The organism is Undibacterium sp. WLX3042 (genome assembly GCF_049544825.1).
GTDB lineage: Bacteria > Pseudomonadota > Gammaproteobacteria > Burkholderiales > Burkholderiaceae_D > Undibacterium.
This window is the reverse complement of record NZ_CP186698.1, coordinates 3,704,784-3,731,017: the sequence shown is the minus strand read 5'-3', so window position 1 is coordinate 3,731,017 and position 26,234 is coordinate 3,704,784. Positions and strand designations below refer to the sequence as shown.

Below are 26,234 nucleotides of genomic sequence, written 5' to 3'. Positions count from 1 at the left end.
ACAAGCAAAGACGTACATTTTCCCCTGAGTTCAAACTGCAGGCCCTCCAAAGGTCAGCCTTTGTCCAAAGCTGAACAGTTTTATAGTTTAGCTTTTTAATTTTCCGGACTCTCGCCACATTTTTTGTCCGTTCTACCTTATTGCGACACAACCCGACCGGCGCATGGTCGAATCTGAAGACCGAAATACGGAGGCGCTCGCGCGCTTAGTACAGCAAGTGGATAAAGTTCACGAACGCTTAGACGAGCTTAAGGCAGAGACTGGCTCGCAAATTGCAGAGGCGATTCGGCCCTTGAATGAGAAACACCAGTCAATGTCGCGGGATCTGGGAAATGTTCGCGCCGATCTGGACGGCTGGGTGAATCGTGGTAAGGGAGCATGGTTTGTCGCATCGATCTGCGCGGCTATTTTTCAATCGTTTATTGTTGCCGCGTTGCTGTGGGCAGTTGCTGAAATTAAAACGCTGCACGACTGGCGCATCTCGGTGGACGCGATCAACCGGACGGAAGAACGGCGACCGAAATAACCGCCTTCCTGCTCAAAATACGAGATTCCGTCATGAATCTCGTATGTTTGCTCTGGTGTCTAAACAGGGACTTGTTCTATACTTCAGGAACCCCTTACCCTGACTTGGAGCCTCTCCATGGATACCTTGCCTGCTTTGCGTTCAGACAGCACTTCGCCTGCCTTGGCGCAATCGTCCCATCCTCCCCTTCCCCCCCCTTTAATCTTGGCGCGCAATGACCGCGAGATTATCGATGCCTGGCTGTCTCGTCCTGGCTTATCAAATGCGACGGTAAAAAACCTGCGCAAAGATGCCGGCCGCTTTTTGCTTTGGATAGAATCGCGCGGCCTTGGTCTGCGTGATGTTCGCTTTGAAGACCTGATTGCGTACTCTGAATTTGTAATGAATCCGCAGCCGGCCGATCTCTGGATTTCTACCGCGAAGTGGCCGCGGCATGATCCAAGATGGCGGCCGTTCTCTGGGCCACTGTCAGATGCGTCGCACAAGAAAACGCTGGAAACAATCAAGAGCCTGTTTTCGTGGTGCGCGCTGGCGAGGTACCTTGAGGTGAATCCTGCGGTGCTGCTCGGCCGGATAAGTGCGCCTCGCCGGAGCAGTGTCGAGCGGTACCTGCCGGCGGAAGGAATAGGCCTATTGCTGGACGCTTGCGATGGTCGGCCGCAAGAAAGCTGGCGTGACATTCTCAAGGTCGCCCGTTCTCGCTTCCTCATCCATGTCTATTACGGTACCGGTGCTCGCCTGCACGAAATCAGCAGCGCAACGATGGATAGCTTCCGCCCTGACCATAAGGGTATGTGGTGGCTGCACGTCATGGGCAAGGGTGGCATCGAGGGGAGTATCCCTGTCTCGCTGGATCTGCTTAGTGAATTCAAGCGGTACCGCTCTGCGTTTGGACTTCCTCCACTGCCTAAGCCTGGCGACACGACTCCGCTGATTTTGCCAGTGACTGGCGCGGTTCGCCCTGTCGCTGATTGCTCAATTCATCGAGAGGTGAAAGCTGTTATGACCGATGCTGCGCGCCTTGCCGAGCTCGCCGGCGATGACCGCCTCAGTATTGCCTTAGCCAGCGCTTCTACGCATTGGCTGCGCCACTCTGCAATCACTCATCAGCTGGACGCGGGTGCGTCGCTCAAGACGGTACAGAAAAATGCGCGGCATTCATCGATTACCACCACATCGCTGTATATCCACAAAACTGATGACGACCGTCATGCTGAAACAGTCGCGGCTCAGAAAAAGGCGCGGTAAGTTATCCACCGAAATTGTGGGTAACTTTTGCTCTTTCCGCATGGGGCGTGGCTCCGGTCGGTGATGTCAATTTTTAGGCTCCCGTCAAAATCGCAGCCTCGCGTTCCGCTGTTGCCAGAACCAGTCTGCCTGTTTCAATTCCCGCTATCCAATCGGTTAAATCGTTGAGCGGTACCGTGCCGGTCTTGGCTCCGGTCACTTGGGCAAATCGGCAGGCGCTGTCGATCTGGTAGAGCAGGGTTCCGCTTCTGTTCGTCAGGGAAACGCCTTTAAACCGTTCACGGAAGGCTTTAGCTTTCGCTTTGGCAAGCTGCTCTGCTTCCCTGCCTTTCTCGCGCCGTAGGGCTTCTGCTGCGATGTGCGAGTAATCGACTGTGCTGTTGGCCAGCTTCCGCAACGTGCAGAAAAGGTGTTCGCCTTTGAGCTTGGCCAGATATTCTCGGCAGGCTGTTGCGATGTCGCTGAGGCGCTTGCCTTTCTGGGTTGCAATCTTCATTAACTTAAAAACTCCAGCGAGGCTCAGTCCGTTTCCTGTCAGCCATTTCAAATCATCGGGCAGTATGCTTCCTCGCGTCGCTGGTTGTTTCTTTGGGATAGTTGGTTCAGTTAACGTATGGCCGTCTGACAAATTATCATCCGGCTCCCTGTGGATATCGTTGTTTTCTGCCTCGATCAAACCCAGCAATTCTGCCGCTTTTTTGGTCAGGCGAATGCGCGCAACCGCAAATCGTCCGTTCCGGCTTTTTCGTTCCTGGCTCATGACTTCGATCAGCCCGTGTTCCTTGATGGCGCTCATGTGGCGATAGACCGTGCGCTCGTCGATGCCTATTCGGCTGGCGATGTGTGCTTTGTGCGGGAAAATTGGCGCGAGTGGGTCGCTCTGCTTAACGTACCTGCAAATCTCCGCGAGTGTGTCTTTCACTCCCCGTGACAGGCCGATGATGTGCTTTGCGTTATCGAATGCTCTCAGTATCCTGACTGGCAGGTTGCGTGACTTTGGTGCTGAGATGCTGATCGCTTCCCCTTTGGATAGTGCTTGTACGTGCATGGTGCTGCCTTTCTGCGTTTTTCGCAAAAATCTCATTGACGGCAACACTAAGGGGAGATATATTGAGGTTTCTGACTTCTTTTCTCCCCAGAGCGTGTCTGGTGTATGTGTTTAGTGAAAAGATCCAAAAAGCCACAACGCCAATTGTGGCTTTTTACTTTTCTGGTGCTGAATCCTACTGTTTCATCTCGCTCTCCAATTTATAAAACTTTTATATTCTGCTCAGACCGATCGGTTTATAAAACTTTTATATTCCCTCTCGGCGGTGCATTTATAAAACTTTTATAAATGTTGTCTTCGGGCGGTTTATAAAACTTTTATATTTACCTGGTTCGCTCGCTTTATAAAACTTTTATATTTTCTTCTGCTCGGCTTCTTAATGCCTTGAGTATCAATTCTTCGATTTCCTCTGCACTGATTTCGGTCGCCTTTATCCTGATCGCAATCTCTTTGCCGGTCGTCTTTGTCGTGAATATTGGACGGCCGCTGCGGTCGGTAATGACTGCCTGATCATTTTTTGCGATGGCCTTGCTCTTTGCCTTGAGCATTTGCTCAACCCATGGCTTGATTGAATTCTGGCTTGCTCCGTCCTGCAATCTCATTACGGCGGATTCAATCAGTGCTCCTTCCTCTGGGTACGCTTTCAGCAGCGCGGCGATTGTTTGGCCGCAGCTTGCATTAAATAACTCAGGGTTATGGTTGAGCATGTCTAAGATGTTCTGGGGCAGCTTCAGCATGTTCATTCGCATCGACACCAGCGCTTGGCTGGTGCTGAAAATATTGGCGACTTCTTGCTGTGTGCTGGCATACCGGTCTGCGAGCGTTTCTTGGTACATTTTCGCTCGTTCATAGTCGGTCAGGGTGACGCTGCCTTCATTCGACACCATGGCCGAGAGCTTTGCGGCCCTGTCGTCTTTGATGACTACGTCGGCATCAATCTCTGTCCAGCCTATACTCCGCGCTGCGCGTGTTCTGCGGTGGCCTTTGATTAACTCGAAGCGACCGGACGGTTTTTCGCGCACGGTAATGACTTCCTCTTGGCCAGCGGCCGCGAATGAGTGCGCTAGGTTGTCGATTTCTTCTGCGCTGTACACCATCCTCGGCTGGTACGGACTGTCATCGATCTGGTCGAGGCGGATTCTCCGTCGGGTGCTTTGTGCTGGCTCTGGGGTGGCTGCGTGGTGGGCTTCTGTTACTAGCGGCAGCGGGTTATCTTCCGCTGAAACGGTGGCGATGAAGTTCTTGTCGCTGGCAGTATCCAGTGCCGGAATCGCTCCGGTGCTTACTAAGCCTGAAAACTTGATTTGTTTCTTCTGTGCGCCGGTCTTGTTGTTCATGTTTGCGCTTTCATCATCATGGTGCGGTCAGTTTGACGTTGTAAAGTTTGGCGAGTGATTTCGTCACATCGATGATGTCTCTCGCTCCTACGCTGTTCGGCTCTTTCTCCAAAACAGGCGCGGACTTTGTTATGTCATCGAGGTCGGTTTCCCGCAGGAATCCTACAAAATCTCGCACTATCGTGTCGTTCATGTACTTGCCGTAATCGGTACCGAGCTTTTCGATTGCTTCGACGTGGCTCTGGTACGACTGCCTGTATCGGTTCGCAATAATGTGAAGGCCGAGCGGGTGCTTGCGGTCTGGGTATGATCGGTTAATTTCTTCGATGTTGGATTCCAGCCCTTCAATCGCCAGCACAGATTGTGCTTCCGGCATGACGACCGCCGTCACCAGCTTGCTGGCAACTAAGAAGGACGTGGTCAAAATCGACGTGTTCGGTGCTGAATCTATAATGACAACGTCGTACTGCTTAAAGAAGTCGCTTTCCTTCTCCATCAGCCGGGCGAATAGGTGCTCTCGGTTCATCGCTCCGATCATCCACGATTCGACGTTGCTCAGGGTAATGTCGGCAGGTATCAGGTCGAGCATGCCTTGGTCGTAGATCGGCACAACGGCCTCGCGTATGCGGGTTGGCTGCCCCTTGGCCAGCCTTTCCATGAGGTTGCCTATGTGCGTCAGCGGCTGGTTAATGTCGAACCCAAGCTGCTTACTCATTGAGCCTTGCGGGTCGCCTTCGATCAGCAGCGTTCGGTGTCCGAATTGTGCAAAGCATGTCCCGACGTTGGTCGATATCGTTGTCTTTCCTACTCCGCCTTTTGACATGCGAAATGGGATAAGCGGGGGCATGTCTCGCGCTGAAGTGGGCGCGATGTTCATGACTGTCTGCCGGATTTTGCGGATTTCATAAGGCAGGTACAGCTTGTGCCGGTTGGCGTCAGTGGCGTCTTTCGTTCCGACTCCGGCTTCTTTTGCCAGTTCCCGGAACTTTTTATCTGTGTCAGTGAAGCCGACAAACTCTTTCGCCAGCTTCAGTTTGATGCCTTGGTGCTGCCGTATTCCCGCTTTCGCTTCCATGCAGATTTCTCCCGTAATATCGAGCATTTCGACGAATGTTAAATGGGCGGCGGAACATTTGCAACCAATTTTCACGAAAAATAGGCAACGCGAATAAAAAACGTGCCGCCGTTGCTTTTCCGTATTTTGATTATTTTTTACCCCTTGAGCACATGCGGCGTCGTATTTTCTCCATATCACTCTCAACAAAAAGGTGCTGCAGGCATTGGTTGTCGGTCGCTGGCTGCTGGACGATGACGATTTCCGGCTTCGGTGTGGGGGTCGGGCTTTGGTTGCTCCAAACGGTTGTGTCGCAATAAGGTAGAACGGACAAAAAATGTGGCGAGAGTCCGGAAAATTAAAAAGCTAAACTATAAAACTGTTCAGCTTTGGACAAAGGCTGACCTTTGGAGACAATTGGCGTATGGCCTTAAATCGTTTTATGATTGAGTTTGGTGATCGCATTCAAAAATACGATCACTGACTTGTTCCGTGGCATTTACACAGAAATTCTTACAGGCTCGGCCGGTTCAAAAAATCACAGCGTTAATTGTTTTTGTATTTTTTTTGTTGGTTGCAATCTTTTGCGTTTATTCATTAGCGGTTTTCTTGCTGAGCGATAGATGTACTCCTACCTGCGCTATTACTGGAGCGACTGAATTATTGCTGATTTCGAGTATTTTTATTTGGTCCGGGAAAAAAATTGGGTTTCGAAACAAGAAAATTTGGTGTCTTTGCGATTCATTGAACTGATTGATGTTGCATTGCAAAAAAAATCGAGATTGCTAACCCGCACGTTGTGATTGACCTAACTAAAGTTAATTCGGCTAACGTCAGCTCCATTCAACACTCAGACTTTCCGCCTGCTGCAAGACGGTCTGAATCGCATCTTCTTGCTGATCTGGCGGATACTTGTACTTTCGCAAAATCCGCTTCACCATCAGCCGCAATTTTGCGCGGACGCTTTCACGCTGTGACCAATCGACACTGACATTCTGGCGGAGATTTTCGGTCAGTTCGTGAGCGATCAACTTCAGCGTTTCATCGCTGAGTTCGCGGACAGCGGATTCATTGTTGGCAAGGGCGTCATAAAACCGGATTTCATCGTCAGTCAGTCCAAGCGATTCATTGCGGTTCGCAGCTTCCTTGAACTTTTTCGCCATTTGAATCAGTTCTTCGATGACCTGTGCTGTCTCGATTGACCGGTTCTGATAGCGTTTGATGACATCAGCCAGCAAGTCAGAGAACTTCTTGTTCTGCACGACATTGCCGCCAAACTTGCTCTTGATTTCCCCTTCAAGCAAGCGTTCCAGCAGTTCAACAGCCAAATTGCGTTCTGGCAGGTTCTGCACTTCCGCCAGAAAATCATCGTCGAGCAAACCGATATTGGGTTTGTCTAGCCCGACCGCATCAAAAATATCCACGACCTGTTCGGACACCACTGCGGAGCCGATGATTTGCCGGATTGCCAGTTCGCGTTCTTCGTCGGTTTTCTTCTTGCTGCTTATTTCACGCTTGGTCAGCAGCACTTTGACGGCTTGGAAGAACGCAACCTCTTCACGCACAGCCTTTGCTTCATCCAGTGTGCAGCAGAGCGAAAATGCCTTGCTCATTGCCAAGGCATGGTCAGCCCAACGCTTCTTTCCGTCCTTGTCCGCCAGCACATAGTTGGCAGCACCGGCCAGCAGCTTGTGACCCCCTGTTAGGAAGTTGCTGTAATCAAAGCCGTGCAGCATGGCTCGCAGCACTTCCAGCTTTTCTTCAAGAACAGAGTACGCTTCGTGAGCATCGACTGTAGGACGGCCACGGCCATTGCTGGCGGTGTATTCCTTCAATGCCTGCTTGAGATCGTTGGCGATGCCGATGTAATCGACAACCAGTCCTCCTTGCTTGTCTTTAAACACCCTGTTAACCCGTGCAATGGCTTGCATCAGGTTATGACCCTTCATGGGCTTATCAACATACAGCGTATGCACACAGGGAGCATCAAAGCCAGTCAGCCACATGTCACGCACGATGACCAAGCGTAGTGGGTCAGCAGGATTCTTGAATCGCTTTTCCAGTTCCTTCTTGACCTGCTTGGAATAGATATGTGGCCGCAGCAAGGGCTTGTCGCTGGCAGAGCCAGTCATCACGATCTTGATAGCACCCTTGGCCGGATCGTCGTCATGCCAGTCTGGGCGTAGCTTGACGATTTCGTTATACAAATGAACGCAGATGTCGCGGCTCATCGCGACTACCATCGCTTTGCCGCTCTGTGCTTTAGCTCGTTCTTCAAAGTGTGCAACCAGATCAGCAGCAACTTGGCGAATGCGTGGTTCAGCACCTACAACTTTTTCCAGTGCTGCCCATTTGCTTTTCAGTTTTGACTGTTCATCGCCATCTTCATCTTCGGCAAGCTCATCGACTTCTGCATCCAGTTCGTCAAGCTGTGCCTCTTTCAGCCCAAGCTTGGCAAGGCGTGATTCGTAGAAGATGGCGACAGTTGCACCATCATCCTTGGCTTGCTGCATGTCGTAGACATGGATGTAGTCGCCAAACACAGCACGGGTATCGCGGTCTTCGCCGGAAACCGGCGTGCCGGTGAATGCTACAAATGTCGCGTTGGGCAGTGCATCACGGAGATGCTGGGCATAGCCGACCTGATAGCCTTTGTCGTCGCCCTTGAACTTTGCTTCAAAGCCGTATTGGGTGCGGTGTGCTTCATCGGCAATTACGACAATATTGCTGCGGTTGGACAGCACGGGGAAGCTATCTTCGTCTTCACCCGGCATGAACTTCTGAATCGTGGCGAACACAATGCCGCCCGATGGCCTGTTGCCCAACTTGGCTCGCAAATCACCACGGGTTTCTGCCTGCACTGGCTGCTCACGCAATAAGTCTTGAGCCAGTGAGAACACGCCGAACAACTGGCCATCCAGATCATTGCGGTCTGTGATGACAACAATGGTTGGGTTTTCCATTGCGGATTCACGCATGACTCTGGCTGCGAAGCAGGTCATGGTGATGCTCTTGCCGCTGCCTTGCGTATGCCAGACCACGCCGCCTTTATGACTGCCGCCAGGTCTTGAAGCGGACACGACTTGTTCAATGGCGGCACGGACAGCATGGAACTGGTGATAGCCAGCGATTTTCTTGATCAGGCCACCGTCATCTTCAAACAGCACGAAGAAACGCAGGTAATCGAGCAGGTATGCCGGAGCAAGCACACCACGAATCAGCGTTTCCAGTTCGTTGAACTGCCCAAGCGGGTCAATAGCGACGCCATCGATGGTTCGCCACTGCATGAAGCGTTCAGCGTCACTCGACAGTGAGCCTAACCGTGCTTCGCTGCCATCCGAAATGACCAGCACTTCGTTGTAATTGAAGACATCGGGAATCTGCTCTTTGTAAGTCTGTATCTGGTCAAATGCTTTCCAGATATCGGCGTTTTCATCGGCTGGGTTCTTCAGTTCCAACAGCACCAGCGGCAAGCCGTTGACGAACAGGATGATGTCTGGTCGGCGGGTATGCTTGGGGCCTTTGAGCGTGTATTGATTGACTGCCAGCCACTCGTTGGCAGCAACATCAACAAAATCCACCAGTCGCACAAAGTCGCCGCGTGTTTCGCCATCTTTTTGATACTGCACTGGCACGCCATTGACCAGTAAGCCGTGAAAGTGCCTGTTAGCTGACAGTAGGGCGGGAATACCTAAATCCATTACCTGCTTGAGTGCATCTTCACGGGCGGCAAGCGGAATCGCAGGATTCAACCGGTCGATTGCAACACGCAGACGCTCAATCAGCAGCGGTTGCAGATAGTTGCTGCGTTCTGGCGTTTCGCCATCAGGGGCAATTGCATAGCCATTGACATATTGGTAGCCAACTTCTTGCAGCCAGCCCAAAGCTTCGTTTTCAAGCTGTTCTTCGGTCATGCTCATGCTGCGGCCTCTTCAACGGCATCTTCAGCTTCAGTTATCCGTAGCTGACCGGAAATCAGGCGGGGAAGCAGGGCGTCACGAAGTGCTGAAAGCTGCGTTATCTGTGTTAGATGCGACCGATCAATTATTGGGCGAACGATTTCTGCGAAAGCTTCCAGTACTTCCTTCGAAGGTAGTATTACCAGCTCGCTTTCAAGGAAATGTGTAGTTTGGAAGTTTGCAATTCCGGTGCTTTGATTTTGATATTCCCAAGTTTTTCCAGCGGCGTAAATTGCAGTCATGTGCTGACTCAATACAATACCTATGTCCTTGCTGATAGGTCTCAGCAACCTACAAAAACTTGCTGGCTCAACAGGACAGTCAAATTGTGCAAGCAATTGATGTGTAATAAAAATTGATCTGCCTGTTGGTTGGTCTTTGCTGCCACCTGAAACCTCCAAGACAATATCGCTATCCACTAATTGGCGTGTATTCAGCTTCTTTTTTGATGTGTATCGAATAGGGACCCGGGCAGAGTTGCCGCTTTGCAGGTCAGGTATATCAGTTCCGCGAATGATTGCTACCTTGGTGTCGTTCTTATCATTTGACTCTTCATCGCCCCAATCGCCACCGATAGTGTGACTTAACAACTTTCCGAACGGAATGAGTTGCCATCCCTTCGGCACCAACCCCAATTCAGACTCTTCAAAGCTATCTGGAAATAATGCCGCCGTTGCTTCGTCCATGCCTTCCGGCATTTGGCCCTGCAGCTTCGCACGAACCGGATCGAAATCTACGAACCATGACTTGAACAGGGCTTGGGCAATAGATTCGAGCGTGGCGTTGGTTTCACGGAGCAGTGCAATGCGGTCGTCGAGCGCGCCTAATATCTTTCCGATTTCTATTTGTATCGCTCGTGGTGGCAAATTGATCGGCACCGCTGAGAGAATTCCAGTGTTTAGATTAGGCATCGTGGCACCTACTGCATGCCGTATAAGCCAATCCTTAATTTCTGGAAGCCTCAAGCAATATGAAATAAATCTGGCAACTGCTATAGATTCGTCACCGAGCCTTACTTTGAGGCACCCAGTGCCACAGAGCCATCCTGCTTCACGAGCGGTAATCAATGCATTTTTAGTGACATCACCACGCCGACTAAAAATGATGTCACCTGAACGCAATTTGTGTTGTGAAAGGCGTTCAACATCACTCTGATCAATCCGAGCAATTCCATTTTCAAAAATGCCACCATCGCCAATGTTTGTTGGCATGACTACTGGGATTCCCGAGTCTTTATAATCGGAGGTGTGTAATTGGCTACCGAAAGGGCCAGTTTGAATTGCACCGCCTTGACTATCGCATATTTTTCCAAGGGTGGTTGATTGCCATTCAGAACTCATACCCGAGACCTCCCAGCTTTTGGCGAATCAATGCATCCAGTTCCCCCCCCTTTGCCATTTGCTCGCCAAGCTTCTCAGTTAGCTTCTGCATCTTGTCGGCAAAGGCTTCGTCGTCGTCTTCGACTTCTTCGGCACCAACAAATCGACCTGGGGTGAGCACATGGCCGTGCTCTGCAATTTCTGTCAGCGGCACACTGCGGCAATATCCGGCGACATCTGCGTAAGCCTCTGCCGATTCACCACGCCAAGCGGCAACCGTGGATGCAATACGGTCGATCACTTCATCGGTAAATTCACACTGCACACGACTGATCATGCTGCCTAGCTTGCGAGCGTCGATGAACAGCACTTCGCCTTTGCGTGTGGTCTTTTGCTTAGCAAGGAACCACAGGCAAGCCGGAATCTGTGTGTTAAAGAAAAGCTGGCCGGGTAGTGCGATCATCACTTCGACCACATCGGCATCCACCATTGCACGCCGAATATCGCCTTCGCTGTTCTGGCTGGAACTCATGCTGCCGTTGGCAAGTACGATACCAGCACGACCGGTAGGCTTCAGGTGATACAGCATGTGCTGCAACCATGCATAGTTGGCATTGCCTTGCGGCGGCGTGCCATACACCCAGCGTGGATCACCTTCTAAACTGCCATGCCACCAGTCACTGATGTTGAAGGGCGGATTCGCAAGTATGAAATCGGCACGAAGGTCAGGGTGTTGATTGCGTCTAAACGTATCATCCGGCTCACGACCAAGGTTGTAGTCAATGCCGCGAATCGCCAGATTCATTGCCGCCAGCCGCCATGTTGTGGGGTTTGCTTCTTGGCCGTAGATGCTGACATCGCCAAGTTTGCCGCCATGGGCTTCGATGAAACGCTCAGACTGCACGAACATACCGCCGGACCCGCAGCATGGGTCATACACCTTGCCATGATGTGGAGCCAGCACAGCAACCAGCGTTTTAACTATGCTGGCAGGCGTGTAGAACTGTCCGCCACGCTTGCCTTCTGCACTGGCGAACATGCCAAGGAAGTATTCGTAAACCTGCCCGAGCACATCACGGGCGGCACTGGCATCGACACCAAAACCAATCTGCGATACCAAATCGACCAACTCGCCAAGCTTGCCATCCGGTAGCTGAGCACGGGCATAGCGTTTATCCAGAATGCCTTTCAGCTTTGGATTTTCAATTTCGATCAGTGATAACGCATCATCAATGCGTTTGCCAATGTCGGACTGCTTGGCATTGGCACGAATGCTTTCCCATCGTGCCGCTTCTGGCACCCAGAACACATTCACTTCACGGTAGTAGTCACGATCTTCCAGTTCTTCTGCCAACAATGCGGCGTCAGCGTCATGCAGGAAGTAGTCGTCTTTCGGATCAGCAAAGCGGCGGGTCAGTTCTTCGCGGCGGCTTTGAAAGGTATCAGAGATGTATTTAACAAAGATCAGACCTAAAACCAGATGTTTGTACTCGGCGGCGTCCATGTTGGCGCGGAGTTTGTCTGCCGTCGCCCAGAGTGTTTTTTTTATGTCGTCAATCATTGAGCTATTCAGTTAATTTGCTGTAAGTTTGCATGTATTTTGTACCATTATCATTCATATTCGCGGTCATTTTATTATTGATTTCGCAAATATCGCTTGTTCAACTGAGGCATTGTTAATTTTTTAGGATTTATCTGTACTCATGCTTCAATGATCAAATAAAAATCGAATATTGGTCGGTTAATCAAATGGGGGAGTATTTATTTTTCATCGCCAAGAAGTGAGCTTCACTCGTGGTTTGGTTGTACCGCAGAAAATCTGCGGAAGTACAGACCATCTGATGGCAACGGTAGTGTTTTTTCATCTGAGAATGTGAGATCAATATCCAAATATCTACTAGAATAAATATAAAGAACAGATATGGATCTTTCTATGAGCACAACTGCGGTTAATCCAAAACCAGAATCACAACAATTATCTGCTATTGGTCTTAAGGGTTGTGTCGCAATAAGGTAGAACGGACAAAAAATGTGGCGAGAGTCCGGAAAATTAAAAAGCTAAACTATAAAACTGTTCAGCTTTGGACAAAGGCTGACCTTTGGAGTCGGAGGTTCGCATCATTCTGGATGCCGCGCCCGAGTATGTGATTCCAGCCACCGTTTCCTTCGTCGCCAGCGCAGCGCAGTTCACCCCCAAGACGGTGGAAACCGCCAGTGAGCGACAAAAGCTGATGTTTCGCGTGCGCGCACAGATCTCGCAGGAGCTGCTGCGTGAGCACCTGAACCAGGTCAAGACCGGTCTGCCCGGCGTAGCCTGGGTCAAGCTCGACGCCAAGGCCGAGTGGCCTCAGAACCTCTCCGTTCGTGTGCCGGAGTAAGGTATGAGCCACAGCGCGCAGCTCGCGACCGTTGCAAGTGTCCGCCAGGTAAGACTGCGCTACCGCGACGTCATTGCCTTGGATGGCATTGACCTGGACATCCCCGCTGGACGGATGGTCGGTCTGATCGGCCCCGACGGCGTGGGTAAGTCCAGCCTGCTCTCGTTGCTGGCCGGTGTGCGCATCATCCAGGAAGGCACGGTCGAGGTGCTCGGTGGCGACATGGCCAGCAAGGCCCACCGCAAGCTGGTGTGCCCGCGCATCGCCTACATGCCGCAGGGGTTGGGCAAGAACCTGTATCCGACGCTCTCGGTCGAGGAGAATCTGCAATTCTTCGCGCGGCTGTTCGGCCATGACGCGCCCGAGCGCCGCCAGCGCATCGATGAGCTGACCCAGGCCACGGGCCTGTTCAAATTCCTAGCACGTCCGGCAGGCAAGCTCTCCGGGGGCATGAAGCAGAAGCTGGGCTTGTGCTGCGCGCTGATTCACGACCCGGATTTCCTGATTCTCGATGAACCGACGACTGGCGTGGACCCGCTGGCGCGCGCACAGTTCTGGGATCTGATCGAACGCATCCGCGCCGATCGCCCCGGCATGAGCGTGATCGTGGCTACCGCCTACATGGATGAGGCACAGCGCTTCGACTGGCTCGCCGCCATCGACGACGGCAAGGTCCTCGCCACCGGTACGCCGAAGGAATTGCTGGAGACAACAAACAGCCCGAACCTGGAAGAGGCATTCATCCGCCTGCTCCCGGAAGAGAAAAAGCGCGGACACCAAGCGGTTGTCATTCCGCCTCTGCCTGAGGACGGCGCGGACGATATCGCCATCGAAGCCGAGGGGCTGACCATGCGCTTTGGCGACTTCGTTGCCGTCGACAGCGTGTCCTTCCGCATCCGGCGCGGTGAAATCTTCGGCTTCCTCGGCTCCAACGGCTGCGGCAAGTCTACGACGATGAAGATGCTCACCGGGCTACTGCCGGCGAGCGAGGGACGAGCCTGGCTGTTCGGTCATGAGGTGGACCCGCATGACTTGGACACCCGCCGCCGCGTCGGCTACATGTCGCAGGCATTCTCGCTCTACAGCGAAATCACGGTACGCCAGAACCTGGAGTTGCACGCCAAGCTGTTCAGCGTGCCCCCGAAGGACATTCCGGGCCGCGTCGAAGAGATGGTGGAGCGCTTCGGCCTGGTGGAAGTCATCGACAGCTTGCCGGCCAGCCTGCCTCTGGGCATACGCCAGCGCCTGTCGCTGGCAGTCGCCATGGTGCACAAGCCCGAACTGTTGATTCTGGACGAGCCGACCTCCGGGGTCGATCCAGTAGCGCGCGATGCATTCTGGCGGCTGCTCATCGAGCTGTCACGTCGCGACCGGGTGACGGTCTTCATTTCCACCCACTTCATGAACGAGGCCGAACGCTGCGACCGCATGTCAATGATGCATGCGGGCAAGGTGCTCGACAGCGACGTGCCCGCCAAGCTGGTCGAGAAGCGCGGCGCTAAAACCCTCGAAGAGGCCTTCATCGGCTACCTCATCGAGGCGGAGGGCGGCACGGTCGCTCCCGCCGGCCCCACCGAGGCCGCCAATACGGCGATTCAGACGCCAGCGACACACACTGAGCACATCGGGCACAACGCTGAAGGCTTCAGCCTGCGCCGCATGCTCAGCTATCTGTGGCGCGAAGCACTGGAACTGCAGCGCGATCCGGTGCGCGCCACCCTGGCGCTGGGCGGTTCGCTGCTCCTGATGTTCGCGATCGGCTTCGGCATCACCTTGGACGTCGAGGACCTGAGCTATGCGGTGCTCGATCGCGACCAGACCACGCTCAGCCAGAACTACACGCTGAACTTGGCCGGCTCGCGCTACTTCACAGAGCACCCGCCTATCGTCGATTACGAGGATCTCGACCGGCGCATGCGCAGCGGCGAACTGTCGCTGGCCATCGAAATCCCCGCTGGCTTTGCCCGCGATGTGTTGCGGGGCCAGAACGTGCAGATCGGTGCGTGGCTCGACGGCGCCATGCCGCAGCGCGCCGAAACCGTGCAGGGCTACGTTCAGGGCATGCACCAGCACTGGCTGCTGGTACAGGCCAGCGAGCGCGGCGGCGCCAGCGCAGCAGGCAATGCGAGCGTCGAGACGCGCTTTCGCTACAACCCCGATGTCAAGAGCCTGCCGGCGATGGTGCCCGCCGTGATTCCCCTGTTGCTGCTCATGCTGCCGGCGATGCTGACCGCGCTGGCGGTGGTGCGCGAGAAAGAGACAGGCTCGATCACCAATCTGTACGTGACGCCGGTGACGCGCATCGAGTTCCTGCTTGGCAAGCAACTGCCCTATGTCGGCCTGGCCATGATGAACTTCCTGCTGATGAGCCTGCTCGCGGTCACCATCTTCGGTGTGCCGGTCAAGGGCAGCTTCTTGACCCTGGCGCTGGCCGCGCTGATCTTCTCCTTCGCCGCGACAGGCATGGGGCTGCTCGCCTCGGCCGTCACGCGCAGCCAGATCGCGGCCATGTTCTTTGCCATGATCGGCACCCTGATTCCGGCCACCCAGTTCGCCGGCCTGATCGATCCCGTGTCCTCGCTTGAAGGCTCCAGCAAGTTCATCGGCGAGATCTACCCCGCCACGCACATGATCTCCATCAGCCGTGGCGTGTTCAGCAAAGCGCTCGGCCTGGCCGATCTGGCGGGGCCGTTGTGGTCGATGCTGCTGTCGGTTCCGGTGATTCTCGGTGCGGCCGTTTTGCTACTCAAGAAGCAGGAGCGCTGAGATGCGCAGACGAAACCTGGCCAACATCTACCAGCTCGGTGTCAAGGAGCTATGGAGTCTTTGGCGTGATCCGATGATGCTCGTACTCATCGTCTATGTGTTCACCGCGTCGGTCTACACCAGGGCCACGTCCATGCCGGAGACGCTGCACAACGCGCCCATCGCCATCGTCGACGAGGATAATTCGGCGCTGTCCCAGCGGGTTGCCTCGGCCTTCTACCCCCCGCAGTTCACCCAGCCGGCCATGATCGACTATAGGGACGTGGACCCGGGCATGGACGCGGGGCTGTACACCTTCGCTCTGGTCATTCCGCCCAACTTCCAGCGCGACGTGCTGGCGGGGCGATCGCCTGCCGTGCAGCTCAATGTCGACGCCACCCGCATGAGCCAGGCCTTCACCGGCAGTGGCTATATACAGCAGATCTTCACCGGCGAAGTCAATGAGTTCGTCAAGCGTTACCGCGGCACCGACGCGCCACCCGTGGATCTGGCATTGCGCGCACGCTTCAACCCGGCACTGGACAAGGCCTGGTTCGGCTCGGTGGTGCAGATCATCAACCACATCACGCTGTTGTCCATCATCCTGACCGGCGCAGCGCTGATCCGGGAGCGCGAGCACGGCACCATCGAGCACCTGCTGGTGATGCCGGTCACACCCGCGCAGATCATGCTCTCCAAGGTCTGGTCGATGGCCCTGGTCGTGCTGATCGCCTCCTTCCTGTCCCTCAATCTCATGGTGCGCGGCGTCCTGGGCGTTCCAGTCGAGGGTTCCATTGCACTGTTCTTCGCTGGCGCGGCGCTCAGTCTGTTCGCCACCACGTCGATGGGCATCTTCCTCGCCACCCTGGCGCGCAACATGCCGCAGTTCGGTATGTTGATGATGCTGACCATCCTGCCGCTGCAGATGCTGTCGGGTGGCACTACGCCACGCGAAAGCATGCCCGAGATCGTGCAGAACATCATGCTGATCGCACCCACCACCCATTTCGTGGAACTGAGCCAGGCCATCCTTTATCGGGGCGCGGGGCTGGAGACGGTGTGGCAGCCCTTCCTGGCGCTGGCCTTGATCGGCGCGGTGCTGTTTTTCCTGTCGCTGGCACGCTTTCGCAAAACGATCGGCCAGATGGCCTGATCGTTTGACCGCCCGATTGGGCATTTCAACCCAAGCAAGGAGTTTGACCATGAGCAATGAAACCATCCCCCTCAACCTCTTCAAGGCGAACCTGGAACTGCAACTGCGCCTGCAGCGCCTGATGCAGGAAAACGGCCAGCAATGGCTGGAGAACGCCACGCGCGCGGGCAGCGAAAACATTGCCGAGTCCGGCACTGAGATCGAAAGCCTGCTCAAGGCCCAGAACTGGCAGGAGTTGGCCACGCTGCCCGCGCAGGCCTTCTGGCGTCAGTTTCAGCACCAGATGGGTGGCGCGCAGGCACTAACGCAAGTCGCAATCAAGAATCAGACCACCTTCACTCAAGGCCTGCAGCAAGCCATTCAGGACTGGCAGAAATCGGTTACGCAGGCCGTAGGCCAGGGCGATGCGATATTGCCGTTCCAGGATATTTTCAAGCAATGGGGAGCGGTGTGGGCCAAGGCACAGGACAAGGACGCACCAGCCAAGACAGGTGGTCGCAATGCCGGCTGAGCAACGCACTGCACTGGTCACCGGCGGCAGCGGCGGCCTGGGCGAAGCCATCGCCCGGGCCTTGCACGATGCGGGCCATACCGTGATCGTCGTCCATTCGCCGGGCAATGCCAGCATTGGCGCGTGGCTGAAAACCCAAGCCGGCGAAGGTTACGACTTCGCCGCCTACGGCGCGGATGTGGCCGACCATGCCTCCTGCCAGGAGCTGGCCGGCCTCATTCAAGCAGACGGTCACCACATCGACATTCTGGTCAACAACGCGGGCATCACGCGTGATGCTACGTTCCGCAAGCTGAGCTACGCCGATTGGGATGCGGTCCTGCGGGTCAATCTCGACTCCGTTTTCAACGTCACCCGGCCATTCATCGACGGCATGCTCGAACGCGGCTGGGGCAGGATCGTCAACATCTCCTCGATCAACGGCTCCAAGGGGCAGTTCGGCCAGACCAACTACTCCGCCGCAAAAGCCGGCATGCATGGCTTCACTAAAGCCCTTGCGCAAGAGGTGGCGCGCAAGGGTGTGACAGTCAACACCGTCTCGCCGGGGTATCTGGATACGAAGATGGTGACGAGCATGTCGGAGGAAGTGGTCAAGCAAGTGACTGCCGGTATTCCCGTGGGTCGTCTGGGACGGCCTGAGGAAATCGCCGCACTGGTTGCATTCATCGCCAGCGAGTCTGCGGGGTTCATGACCGGCAGCAACGTGTCGATGAATGGTGGCCAGCACATGTACTGAGTGAGGAAGGGCCAGCAAGACGATGTGCCTGCGGCCCCTTTTCATTCAATTTTTCAGTTTCATCATAGACGGAGTGCCCATCGCCATGAATCAAGACACCACGACATCACCAACGGCCGCTTGGGGGCAGTTGCTGCGGGACCCGTTGCGACTATCGGCGATGGCAAACGAGTATGCAGTGGATGCCTGGCAGCGGTCCATTCTGTATGCCGACGTTCGCCGCCAACGCGGCAACCAGTACCAGGAGCATTTGCAGGAGCAGACGCCGAACGTACTCGACTTCGCCTCTGAGGTCATCATGTCCGGGCTGGACCTTCCGCAGCCGGTCAACTATGGCCTCGTACGTATCCTGCCGCCAGCCGACACGCCGAGCGATCCCCACAAGCGACCGTTCGTGGTGGTCGATCCACGAGCGGGCCACGGCCCAGGCATCGGCGGCTTCAAACCCGATAGCGAGGTCGGCGCGGCCCTCAAGGCTGGCCATCCCTGCTACTTCGTAGGCTTTCTGCCCGATCCCGTTCCCGGCCAGACCGTCGAAGACGTCATGCGCGCCGAAGCGGCCTTCGTGCGCAAGGTCGGCGAGCTGCACCCCGACAGCCGCGGCAAGCCTGCGGTCATCGGCAATTGCCAGGCGGGCTGGCAGATCCTGATGGCAGCTGCCGTCTGGCCCGAACTGTTCGGACCGATCATCGTCGCCGGCGCGCCGCTGTCGTACTGGGCGGGCGACATGCCGATGCGCTATGCAGGCGGCCTGACCGGCGGTAGTTGGTTGACGGCATTGACCGGCGATCTGGGCGCCGGTCGGTTCGACGGCGCCTGGCTGGTACAGAACTTCGAGAACCTGGACCCGGCCAATACGCTGTGGAGCAAACAGTACAACCTGTACGCCAAGGTCGACACGGAAGGCCCGCGCTACTTGCAGTTCGAAAAGTACTGGGGCGGCCACGTGTTCCTGAACGATGTGGAAATACAGTACATCGTCGATAACCTGTTCATCGGCAACAAACTGAGTACGGCGCAGCTGGTGACGTCTGATGGCGTGCGCATCGACCTGCGCAATATTCGCTCGCCGATCCTGGTGTTCTGCTCCTATGGGGACAACATCACGCCACCGCCCCAGGCCCTGGGCTGGATCACCGACCTGTACCGCAACGACCTGGACGTGCTGGGACATGACCAGACCATCGTCTACGCTACCCATGACAGCATCGGACATCTGGGAATCTTCGTCTCCGGCAGCGTCGGGCGTAAAGAGCACCAGGAGTTCGCTGAGAACATCGACATCATCGACGTGCTGCCGGCAGGCATTCACCACATGCAAATCGATGAGCATCCCGACCCAGTGCAGGAAGGAGACCCAACCAGTGACGTCTTCCTGACGCGGATTCGCCGCAGCAGCATCGATGAAGTCCGTGAGATCGTCCGTCCCGACCCTGAGAACGATCGCCGGTTCGCCGCCGTTGCGCGGATCTCCGAGGTCAACCTGGCTTGCTACCGCAGCTTCGTGCAGCCATGGATGCGTGCCCTGGTCACGGACCAGGGTGCGAAGTGGCTGGAGCAGCTGCATCCGCTGCGCATGGGCTATGAATTGTGGTCTGACAGGCATCCGCTCGCCGCCGCAGTACATGAGGCTGCGCAACACGTGCGCGACCATCGTCAGCCCGTCTCCGAGGCCAACCCTTTCCTGCAACTGCAGGCGCAGTTTTCCACCGCCGTCGAACAGATGCTGGATCAATTCCGTGATTGCCGCGACCAGATCTACGCACAGGCGTTTGACACGCTGTACAGCCTGCCGCTGGTGCAGGCCATGACTGGACAGAGCCTGCACGACGATGCACCGCCGCGACCCCGGTATTGAAACCATGCATATGATTCAGAAAAGGCAAATGATACCTGCCTCCAAAGGTCAGCCTTTGTCCAAAGCTGAACAGTTTTATAGTTTAGCTTTTTAATTTTCCGGAGCCTCGCCACATTTTTTGTCCGTTCTACCTTATTGCGACACAACCCGTCGAAACCGGTGCAGCATGGTCCAGGCGGTCTGGTAGCTCCCCAAACCCAATACGCGCTGCAGCCCCAGGGCGCTCACGCCTTGTTTCTGATTGGTCAGGTACCAAGCTGCAGCCAGCCAGACACGCAGCGGTGTGCGCGTCTTGTCAAAGATGGTTCCAGATGTCACTGTGCCTTGGTACTGGCATGAGCGGCACATCAGGCGGGTGCGGCTGGCGCGGTACACATCGCCAGCGTTGCCGCAACGCGGGCAGACGAAGCCTTGGGGCCACCGAAGCTTCTCCAGGAACGCCTGGCAAGCCTCTTCGGTGGCAAACCAGTCAAGAAATTCGTTCCAGGTGCGGGGGTAGTCCCGTCCAGGAGTTGGCGTTAGCATCTGGGTTTCCATCCAGCTATTCTCACGTCACTGGAGCTAAATAGATACCCCTTAAATTCATACAGTGAACCTGCAATCCAAACTCGCCATCCTGGCTGACGCGGCCAAGTACGACGCATCCTGCGCATCGAGCGGCGCTGCGCCGCGCAACTCGGTGGGCGGGCGCGGCATGGGCTCGACCGAGGGCATGGGCATATGCCACAGCTACGCGCCGGACGGCCGCTGCATCTCGCTGCTCAAGATTCTGCTCACCAACTTCTGCCAGTACGACTGCCTGTACTGCGTCAACCGCGTGACCAGCAACGTGCCCCGGGCGCGCTTCACAGTCGGTGAGGTGGTGCAGCTCACGCTGGACTTTTACCGCCGCAATTGCATCGAGGGGCTGTTCCTCTCCAGCGGCATCATCCAGAGCCCCGACTACACCATGGAGCAAGTGGTGGAGGTGGCCCGCGTGCTGCGCGAGGCGCACGACTTTCGCGGCTACATCCACCTCAAGACCATTCCCGACGCATCGCCCGAGCTGATGCAGCGCGCGGGCCGCTATGCGGACCGGCTGTCCATCAACATCGAGTTGCCCACGGCCGAGAGCCTCACGACCCTGGCGCCCGAGAAAAACAGCGCCGCCATCGACCGATCCATGGCCCGCATGGCCGTGCACATTGGCGAATCGCGTGCAGCGCGCAAGGAACAAGCCGCGCAGGCCATCGTCTCGATGCCGCAATCGCGCACCACGCGCCGGGCCAGCGCGCCGCTGTTTGCGCCGGGCGGGCAAAGCACGCAGATGATCGTGGGGGCCGATGCGACGGACGACCGCACCATCCTCGCCACCAGCGCACGGCTGTATGGCGTGCACCGGCTGCGGCGGGTGTACTACTCGGCCTTCAGCCCCATCCCCGACGCCGCGCGCGCCCTGCCGCTGGCCGCGCCGCCCACGGTGCGCGAGCACCGGCTGTACCAGGCCGACTGGCTGATGCGCTTTTACGGCTTCACCCACGATGAGATCGTTCCCCCCTCTCAGGTGGGCATGCTGGCGCTGGACATGGACCCCAAGCTGGCCTGGGCGCTGGCGCACCGCGAGCGTTTTCCGGTGAACCTGAACACCGCCCCGCGCGAGCTGCTGCTGCGCGTGCCAGGCTTTGGTGTGCAGACGGTAGACCGTCTGCTGGCCGCCCGCCGCGTGCGACGCCTGCGGCATGCCGACCTGGCGCGGCTGCATGTGCCGCTCAAAAAGGTGCTGCCGTTTGTGGAGGCGGCCGACTACCGCCCCGGCCGGGCTTTGGAGGCTGCTGATTTGGCTGCGCACCTGACGGACGTGCTGCTGAAGAACGCCGATATCGCCATGTACGCCGTGAAGGTGGCGGGCAAGGGCCACCACCGATTCTTCCAGCCGGAACTGTTCGAGACCATCCGCAACCGCCGCGAACTGGAGCAAAGCCTGGTGGCGGCGCTGGAGCAGGACCAGTTCCTCGTCGTCTACCAGCCCCGCGTCGATGCCATGAGCGGGCAGCTGTGCAGCATGGAAGCGCTGGTGCGCTGGCGCCATCCGCAGCACGGCATGGTGCCGCCGCTGGAATTCATTCAAGTGGCCGAGAGCAGCGGCCTGATTTCGCAGCTGGGCGAAGTGGTCATCGAGAAGGTCTGCCAGCAGATGGCGCACTGGCAGGCGGCCGGCCAGGAGCTGGTGCCCGTGTCCATCAACGTGTCGGCGCGCCAGTTCGGCCGCGGCGACGTGCACCAGGTGCTGGCGTCCGCGCTGGCGCGTCACCGCATCGATGCGCGCATGATCGAGGTGGAAATCACGGAATCGGCCATGATGGATGAACAGAACCGCGCCGTGGAGCAGCTGTCGGCCATCCGCGCGCTGGGCGTGCGCCTGCTGGTCGACGATTTCGGCACGGGATATTCGTCGCTGTCGCAGCTGCAGAAGTTCGCCATGGATGGCTTGAAGATCGACCGCGCCTTCACCATGGAGCTGGGCCGCTCGGAGCAGGGCGAAGTGTTCGTGCGCGCCATCTTGTCGATGGCGCATGCGCTGGGCATGAGCGTGGTGGCCGAAGGGGTGGAAACGCGCGAGCAGCTCGACATCCTGCGCGCCCTGCAATGCAATGAGGTGCAGGGCTATTTCATCTCGCGTCCCGTGCCGGCCGAACACATGCTGGCGCTGATGCGCAAGCGTTTTTTAATACCACTTCCAGCCCCCGTGCTGCCACCCTACAGCCCCGTTCATAGCGCGGAAAACAACGTCGTTTCATAAAAAGAGCGATCGTTCGCTTTTTTTTCAAAAATATTATATGCTTCGCTCATGCCGTCCGTGAATTGGAGTTCACGGCGGCAAGAAATGTGCAGGACGGGTCAGGTTGAGACGCCCGAGACAATATGCCGAAGTACACACTAATATAAAGAGAGACGAACTTGAAACCGAACTTTAAACATAGCTATCTGCCCCTCCTGATCATCGCCGCATTCGCCGGCATTTCTTCCACCGCACAAGCATCGGGTTACCGTTTCGGTTCGCAAAGCGTCTCCGGCCAGGGTTCGGCTGACGCGAACGGCGCCGAAGCGGCCGACGCATCGACCATTTTCTACAATCCGGCCGGCATGTCGCGCCTGGAAGGCACGCAGTTCGTCGGCGGCGGTACCCTGGTGGTGCCGCATTCGACCTACCAGGACACGGGTTCGAAGACTTTCACCGGCCGCAATCCTGGCGGCACGACCAAGGACTACGCGCCGGACGCCGTCTTCGCGCCTGCCCTGTACGCGAGCAAGAAGCTCAATGATCAATGGACCGTCGGCATGGGCATGTTCGTGCCGTACGGCGCCAAGCTCGATTACGGCAATGACTGGAGCGGCCGCTATGCGATCACCAATATCAAGCTCGAAGCCATCGCCCTGAATCCTTCCGTTTCCTTCAAGCTGAACGAGCATCACTCGTTCGGTTTCGGCGTTACCGCGGAACACATGAAGGCCGAACTGGGCCAGGCCGTCGACGTGCCTGGCACGGTTGCCTTCCTGGGCCAGCATGCGCCAGCCGCATCGCAAGCCTTCCTGGCGAATATCGCCAAGACGCAGGGCCTGGCCGCCGCGCAAGCCGCCGGTGCCGCGCTGCAGGGCGCCAAGGATGGCCACGCCTCGATGGATGGCGATGACTGGGGCTTCGGCTTCAACCTGGGCTATCTGTACCAGCTGAACGAAGGCACGCGTTTCGGTATCTCCTACCGTTCGTCGATTTCGCACAAGCTGAAAGGCGACACGATCTGGGACTTCTCGCAAGTGTCGAACAATGCGGCCGTCAACGGTTTCATTTCCGCCGCATCGGGCAAGGTCAATTCGAAGGCGCTGGTGGAAGTGCGCACGCCTGAAACCCTGTCGGTCAACGCCTTCCATCAGATGGATGAGCGCTGGGCCTTGATGGGCGACGTCACCTGGACCCGCACCTCGCGCCTGGAAAACCTGGACATCCAGTTCCCGCCAACGGCCGAAGGTGCTGAGCGCATCCGCCAGAACTGGAAGGATACCTACCGCGTCTCGCTGGGTGCCAACTACAAGTACAGCGAAGCGCTGTTGCTGCGTGCCGGTATCGCCCACGACCAGGCGCCGGTGCGCAGCGCCGAGCTGCGTCACCCGGCTCTGCCGGACAGCGACCGCATGCAGTACTCGATCGGCGCGAACTGGAAGCTGAACGCGAACTCCTCGCTGGATCTGGCCTACAGCTATATCGACTTCAAGGACGCTTCGGTCAACTACACGAATAACTGCTCGCCGGTGACCAAAGGCTGCACCGGCAATGGTGAAACCACCAAGGGCCTGTTCAAGACCCGCATGCAGTTGATTGGTCTCGCTTACAACTACAAGTTTTAAGCAGGTAGTGGCGGCCGACCCGGCCGCCATGAAATGAAAAAAGCGCCTTCGGGCGCTTTTTTTTTTCGGGGTCAGACCCGCTGGGGGAATGTGCGCCAATGGCGGACATTCCGATCCCGCAGGGACCGACCCCAGCCTTTTATGGGTTTTCGGATGTGTCCGTGGTGTTGTCGGCTTACGCGCTGCGCGCTAAGCCGACCTACTGCGACCTACGCCGCTCAGGCCACGGATAGGAAATTCAACCGCATGAGGCCAAGTATGGCGCGAGTTTTGGGCCTCGAAACACGTTCGGCCAAGGAAGGTTGAGCGCTCGCTTGCCGCTCAATGGCAAGAGCTTGGGAGGCAGTATGCATTTGGGCCTGGCGCGCGCGCAGCTGCTTCCCCGCAGCGATGGATACCGCCGCTTCACTGGGTCACCAATTGACGCGCTGGTCTATCTCGTCGGGTTGAGCTGCCAGATCCCAATCCGGCTCGCCTTGCGCACCATCATCCACCGGCGCGTCGCAGCCCTCCCACAGCGGTGGCCCGCGTGCCGGGGTGATGTGCGGGGGGGCAGACTCCACCCCGATGTGGTTCAGGATGTGGCGGATTTCGGCGCTGTGGGTGATGAAGGCAATGATGCGCATCTGCCCACCGCACATGGGGCACAGCAGCGGAAATGCCTCGTAGATGCGGGCAATCAGCACCGCCCACAAGTAATGCGCCGCTCGCTTCGGGCGTGCTTCAGGTTCGGGTGTGGGTGTGGCCGCGTTGCCCGGCGCCGCCACCCCAGGTACGCCCGCGCCAGGTTGTGCAGTCTCCACCGTGGCTGGTTGCGACGCAGCAGGCTGAGCCAGCGCCGTTACCGCCGCTCTCAGCGGCGAGTTTGGTGCCAGCACACCAAAGTAGCGGTGCCGGTGGGTGCGTGGCGGTGGCACCAGCGCGGCGATGCGGTCGATCAGTTCCAGCGGTGTGAGGTGCAGCTCATCTGCCTTGGCACCACGCTTGTCACTGGTGGGCTCGCTGCGCTGTTTGGCACAGCGGTACACCAGTTTGCTTCCCTCTTTGCGTAGGCGCTCCATGGAAAACGGTGGACGCGCGCAATAGCGCAGCAGCCGCTCCAGCGCAGCGCGGTCGTGGGCTTCGATGCACACCCCCGCATCCACCGAGAAGCCGCTGTGTTTGTAGCCCAGCATGTCTTTGGCGTCACAGTTCTCCAGCAGGCCCCGAGCAACGAAGGCGCGCAGGATGCGTTTTTGCAGTGTGGTCTGCACTGGGGCCACGGTAGCCGCATCGATGCCGGTGGCCGCGTGAAAGATGACACCCGGCGATGAGATTCGAGGGGTCGCATCAGCATCGCCCTCGCCCTCCACTTCCTCAAACACCCCGTCCACCACACAAACGTGGAAGTGGACGTGTTCATTGAGGCTGGAGCCGAACCTGTGGATGAAGGCCACTGCGCCGATGTGCAGGCTTTCCTTGTCTGCATTGGCCGCGCCAATGCAGTGCGCCTGCAGGCTTTGCGCAATCACCCGCAGGAAGATGCGCAGCACCATGCTCAGCACCGCTCCGTCGCGTTGCATGAAGTACCGCAACCTCTTGGGCACGGAGAGCACCCACTGGCGCACCGGCAGGCGGGGGAAAACGTGGTCGCTCAGGTGTGCCGCCGTCTCCACCATCCGCCGCGTGGTGCACGAGGGGCAGACTCCCCGGCCTTTGCAGGAGAAGGCTACAAAGTAGTCGTGCCCACAGTCGCCGCAGCGAGCGCGGGCAAAGCCATGGGCAAAGATGCCGCACTCAAGATACTTGGCAAACGCTTTGCGCACGAAGGGCTTGGGGGTGTGGTGGTCGCCCTGGCCGTCGAACTGACCCGCGCTGGCCAACTCTAGCCAGGTCTCGTAGTGCTCGGCTACCATTTGGTAGAGCAGCGTGCGTTCGGGGTGGCGTGGGTTGTAGAGCTTGGGCTTGGAAGTGGCTGACATGAATACTGTACAAATGCA

At 56.9% G+C, this 26,234-nt stretch carries 15 protein-coding genes and 5 pseudogenes; 12 read left to right on the top strand and 8 right to left on the bottom strand.

Annotated elements, in window-relative coordinates; genetic code table 11:
- Window positions 1-163 precede the first annotated feature (163 nt).
- The gene (locus ACPAOP_RS17040; RefSeq protein WP_423680213.1) at window positions 164-526 is read left to right on the top strand and encodes a hypothetical protein; all 363 of its coding nucleotides are present in this window, start codon (window positions 164-166) and stop codon (window positions 524-526) included.
- A 117-nt stretch (window positions 527-643) separates the two neighbouring features.
- The gene (locus tag ACPAOP_RS17035) at window positions 644-1,774 is read left to right on the top strand and encodes a tyrosine-type recombinase/integrase (protein WP_423680214.1); all 1,131 of its coding nucleotides are present in this window, start codon (window positions 644-646) and stop codon (window positions 1,772-1,774) included.
- A gap of 73 nt (window positions 1,775-1,847) precedes the next feature.
- Here ACPAOP_RS17035 and ACPAOP_RS17030 read toward each other — a convergent pair whose 3' ends face one another.
- From ACPAOP_RS17030 to ACPAOP_RS17005, 6 genes are all read right to left on the bottom strand, one after another.
- Window positions 1,848-2,822: a hypothetical protein gene (locus ACPAOP_RS17030; protein WP_423680215.1), complete on the bottom strand. Its 975-nt coding sequence runs from the start codon at window positions 2,820-2,822 to the stop codon at window positions 1,848-1,850.
- Between the two features lie 341 nt (window positions 2,823-3,163).
- Entirely contained in the window at window positions 3,164-4,159 is a 996-nt protein-coding gene (locus ACPAOP_RS17025; RefSeq protein WP_423680216.1) for a ParB/RepB/Spo0J family partition protein, read from the bottom strand.
- A 16-nt stretch (window positions 4,160-4,175) separates the two neighbouring features.
- Window positions 4,176-5,234, bottom strand: a complete 1,059-nt coding sequence (locus tag ACPAOP_RS17020; RefSeq protein WP_423680217.1) for a ParA family protein — start codon at window positions 5,232-5,234, stop codon at window positions 4,176-4,178.
- A gap of 812 nt (window positions 5,235-6,046) precedes the next feature.
- Window positions 6,047-9,127, bottom strand: a complete 3,081-nt coding sequence (locus ACPAOP_RS17015) for a type I restriction endonuclease subunit R (RefSeq protein WP_423682356.1) — start codon at window positions 9,125-9,127, stop codon at window positions 6,047-6,049.
- Window positions 9,128-9,129: 2 nt separating this feature from the next.
- The gene (locus tag ACPAOP_RS17010; protein ID WP_423680188.1) at window positions 9,130-10,512 is read right to left on the bottom strand and encodes a restriction endonuclease subunit S; all 1,383 of its coding nucleotides are present in this window, start codon (window positions 10,510-10,512) and stop codon (window positions 9,130-9,132) included.
- Window positions 10,502-12,052: a type I restriction-modification system subunit M gene (locus tag ACPAOP_RS17005; protein WP_423680189.1), complete on the bottom strand. Its 1,551-nt coding sequence runs from the start codon at window positions 12,050-12,052 to the stop codon at window positions 10,502-10,504. Before ACPAOP_RS17005 ends, ACPAOP_RS17010 begins: the two co-directional genes overlap by 11 nt.
- Before the next feature lie 538 nt (window positions 12,053-12,590).
- Here ACPAOP_RS17005 and ACPAOP_RS17000 point away from each other — a divergent pair.
- The 7 genes and pseudogenes from ACPAOP_RS17000 to ACPAOP_RS16970 all read left to right on the top strand — a co-directional run.
- Window positions 12,591-12,869, top strand: a pseudogene (locus ACPAOP_RS17000) (hemolysin D); the annotation flags it as partial.
- Between the two features lie 3 nt (window positions 12,870-12,872).
- Entirely contained in the window at window positions 12,873-15,635 is a 2,763-nt protein-coding gene (gene rbbA / locus ACPAOP_RS16995) for a ribosome-associated ATPase/putative transporter RbbA (RefSeq protein ID WP_423708804.1), read from the top strand.
- A gap of 1 nt (window position 15,636) precedes the next feature.
- Window positions 15,637-16,767, top strand: coding sequence for an ABC transporter permease (locus ACPAOP_RS16990; protein WP_423708803.1), 1,131 nt, complete (start codon window positions 15,637-15,639; stop codon window positions 16,765-16,767).
- Between the two features lie 49 nt (window positions 16,768-16,816).
- On the top strand, window positions 16,817-17,278 hold the full coding sequence (locus tag ACPAOP_RS16985; RefSeq protein ID WP_423708802.1) for a phasin family protein: 462 nt from the start codon (window positions 16,817-16,819) through the stop codon (window positions 17,276-17,278).
- A complete protein-coding gene (gene phbB, locus ACPAOP_RS16980) occupies window positions 17,268-18,014 on the top strand; it encodes an acetoacetyl-CoA reductase (RefSeq protein WP_423708801.1) in 747 nt (248 codons plus the stop codon). The genes ACPAOP_RS16985 and phbB overlap by 11 nt, the downstream gene beginning before the upstream one ends.
- Window positions 18,015-18,099: 85 nt before the next feature.
- Window positions 18,100-19,860: pseudogene (locus ACPAOP_RS16975) on the top strand (DUF3141 domain-containing protein); the annotation flags it as partial.
- A 4-nt stretch (window positions 19,861-19,864) separates the two neighbouring features.
- Window positions 19,865-19,966 (top strand): annotated as a pseudogene (locus ACPAOP_RS16970) (IS6 family transposase); the annotation flags it as partial.
- Between the two features lie 47 nt (window positions 19,967-20,013).
- On the opposite strand, the pseudogene ACPAOP_RS16965 reads toward ACPAOP_RS16970, so the two are convergent.
- Window positions 20,014-20,409 (bottom strand): annotated as a pseudogene (locus ACPAOP_RS16965) (transposase); the annotation flags it as partial.
- 52 nt (window positions 20,410-20,461) lie between these two features.
- Between ACPAOP_RS16965 and ACPAOP_RS16960 the strand changes: the two are divergent.
- The 3 genes and pseudogenes from ACPAOP_RS16960 to ACPAOP_RS16950 all read left to right on the top strand — a co-directional run.
- Window positions 20,462-21,706: pseudogene (locus tag ACPAOP_RS16960) on the top strand (putative DNA modification/repair radical SAM protein); the annotation flags it as partial.
- Window positions 21,707-21,736: 30 nt separating this feature from the next.
- A complete protein-coding gene (locus ACPAOP_RS16955; protein WP_423710037.1) occupies window positions 21,737-22,651 on the top strand; it encodes a putative bifunctional diguanylate cyclase/phosphodiesterase in 915 nt (304 codons plus the stop codon).
- A 158-nt stretch (window positions 22,652-22,809) separates the two neighbouring features.
- Complete coding sequence (locus ACPAOP_RS16950) at window positions 22,810-24,255, top strand: OmpP1/FadL family transporter (protein WP_423708800.1); 1,446 nt, start codon at window positions 22,810-22,812, stop codon at window positions 24,253-24,255.
- Window positions 24,256-24,668: 413 nt separating this feature from the next.
- Here ACPAOP_RS16950 and ACPAOP_RS16945 read toward each other — a convergent pair whose 3' ends face one another.
- Window positions 24,669-26,216: a transposase gene (locus tag ACPAOP_RS16945; RefSeq protein ID WP_423708799.1), complete on the bottom strand. Its 1,548-nt coding sequence runs from the start codon at window positions 26,214-26,216 to the stop codon at window positions 24,669-24,671.
- Window positions 26,217-26,234: the final 18 nt, after the last annotated feature.

Excerpts from the sequence above, each read along its gene's own strand:
- ACPAOP_RS17040 (WP_423680213.1), top strand. The coding sequence starts at position 164 with ATGGTCGAATCTGAAGACCGAAATACGGAGGCGCTCGCGCGCTTAGTA.
- ACPAOP_RS17035 (WP_423680214.1), top strand. The coding sequence starts at position 644 with ATGGATACCTTGCCTGCTTTGCGTTCAGACAGCACTTCGCCTGCCTTG.
- ACPAOP_RS17030 (WP_423680215.1), bottom strand. The coding sequence starts at position 2,822 with ATGCACGTACAAGCACTATCCAAAGGGGAAGCGATCAGCATCTCAGCA.
- ACPAOP_RS17025 (WP_423680216.1), bottom strand. The coding sequence starts at position 4,159 with ATGAACAACAAGACCGGCGCACAGAAGAAACAAATCAAGTTTTCAGGC.
- ACPAOP_RS17020 (WP_423680217.1), bottom strand. The coding sequence starts at position 5,234 with ATGGAAGCGAAAGCGGGAATACGGCAGCACCAAGGCATCAAACTGAAG.
- ACPAOP_RS17015 (WP_423682356.1), bottom strand. The coding sequence starts at position 9,127 with ATGACCGAAGAACAGCTTGAAAACGAAGCTTTGGGCTGGCTGCAAGAA.
- ACPAOP_RS17010 (WP_423680188.1), bottom strand. The coding sequence starts at position 10,512 with ATGAGTTCTGAATGGCAATCAACCACCCTTGGAAAAATATGCGATAGT.
- ACPAOP_RS17005 (WP_423680189.1), bottom strand. The coding sequence starts at position 12,052 with ATGATTGACGACATAAAAAAAACACTCTGGGCGACGGCAGACAAACTC.
- rbbA (WP_423708804.1), top strand. The coding sequence starts at position 12,873 with ATGAGCCACAGCGCGCAGCTCGCGACCGTTGCAAGTGTCCGCCAGGTA.
- ACPAOP_RS16990 (WP_423708803.1), top strand. The coding sequence starts at position 15,637 with ATGCGCAGACGAAACCTGGCCAACATCTACCAGCTCGGTGTCAAGGAG.
- ACPAOP_RS16985 (WP_423708802.1), top strand. The coding sequence starts at position 16,817 with ATGAGCAATGAAACCATCCCCCTCAACCTCTTCAAGGCGAACCTGGAA.
- phbB (WP_423708801.1), top strand. The coding sequence starts at position 17,268 with ATGCCGGCTGAGCAACGCACTGCACTGGTCACCGGCGGCAGCGGCGGC.
- ACPAOP_RS16955 (WP_423710037.1), top strand. The coding sequence starts at position 21,737 with ATGTACGCCGTGAAGGTGGCGGGCAAGGGCCACCACCGATTCTTCCAG.
- ACPAOP_RS16945 (WP_423708799.1), bottom strand. The coding sequence starts at position 26,216 with ATGTCAGCCACTTCCAAGCCCAAGCTCTACAACCCACGCCACCCCGAA.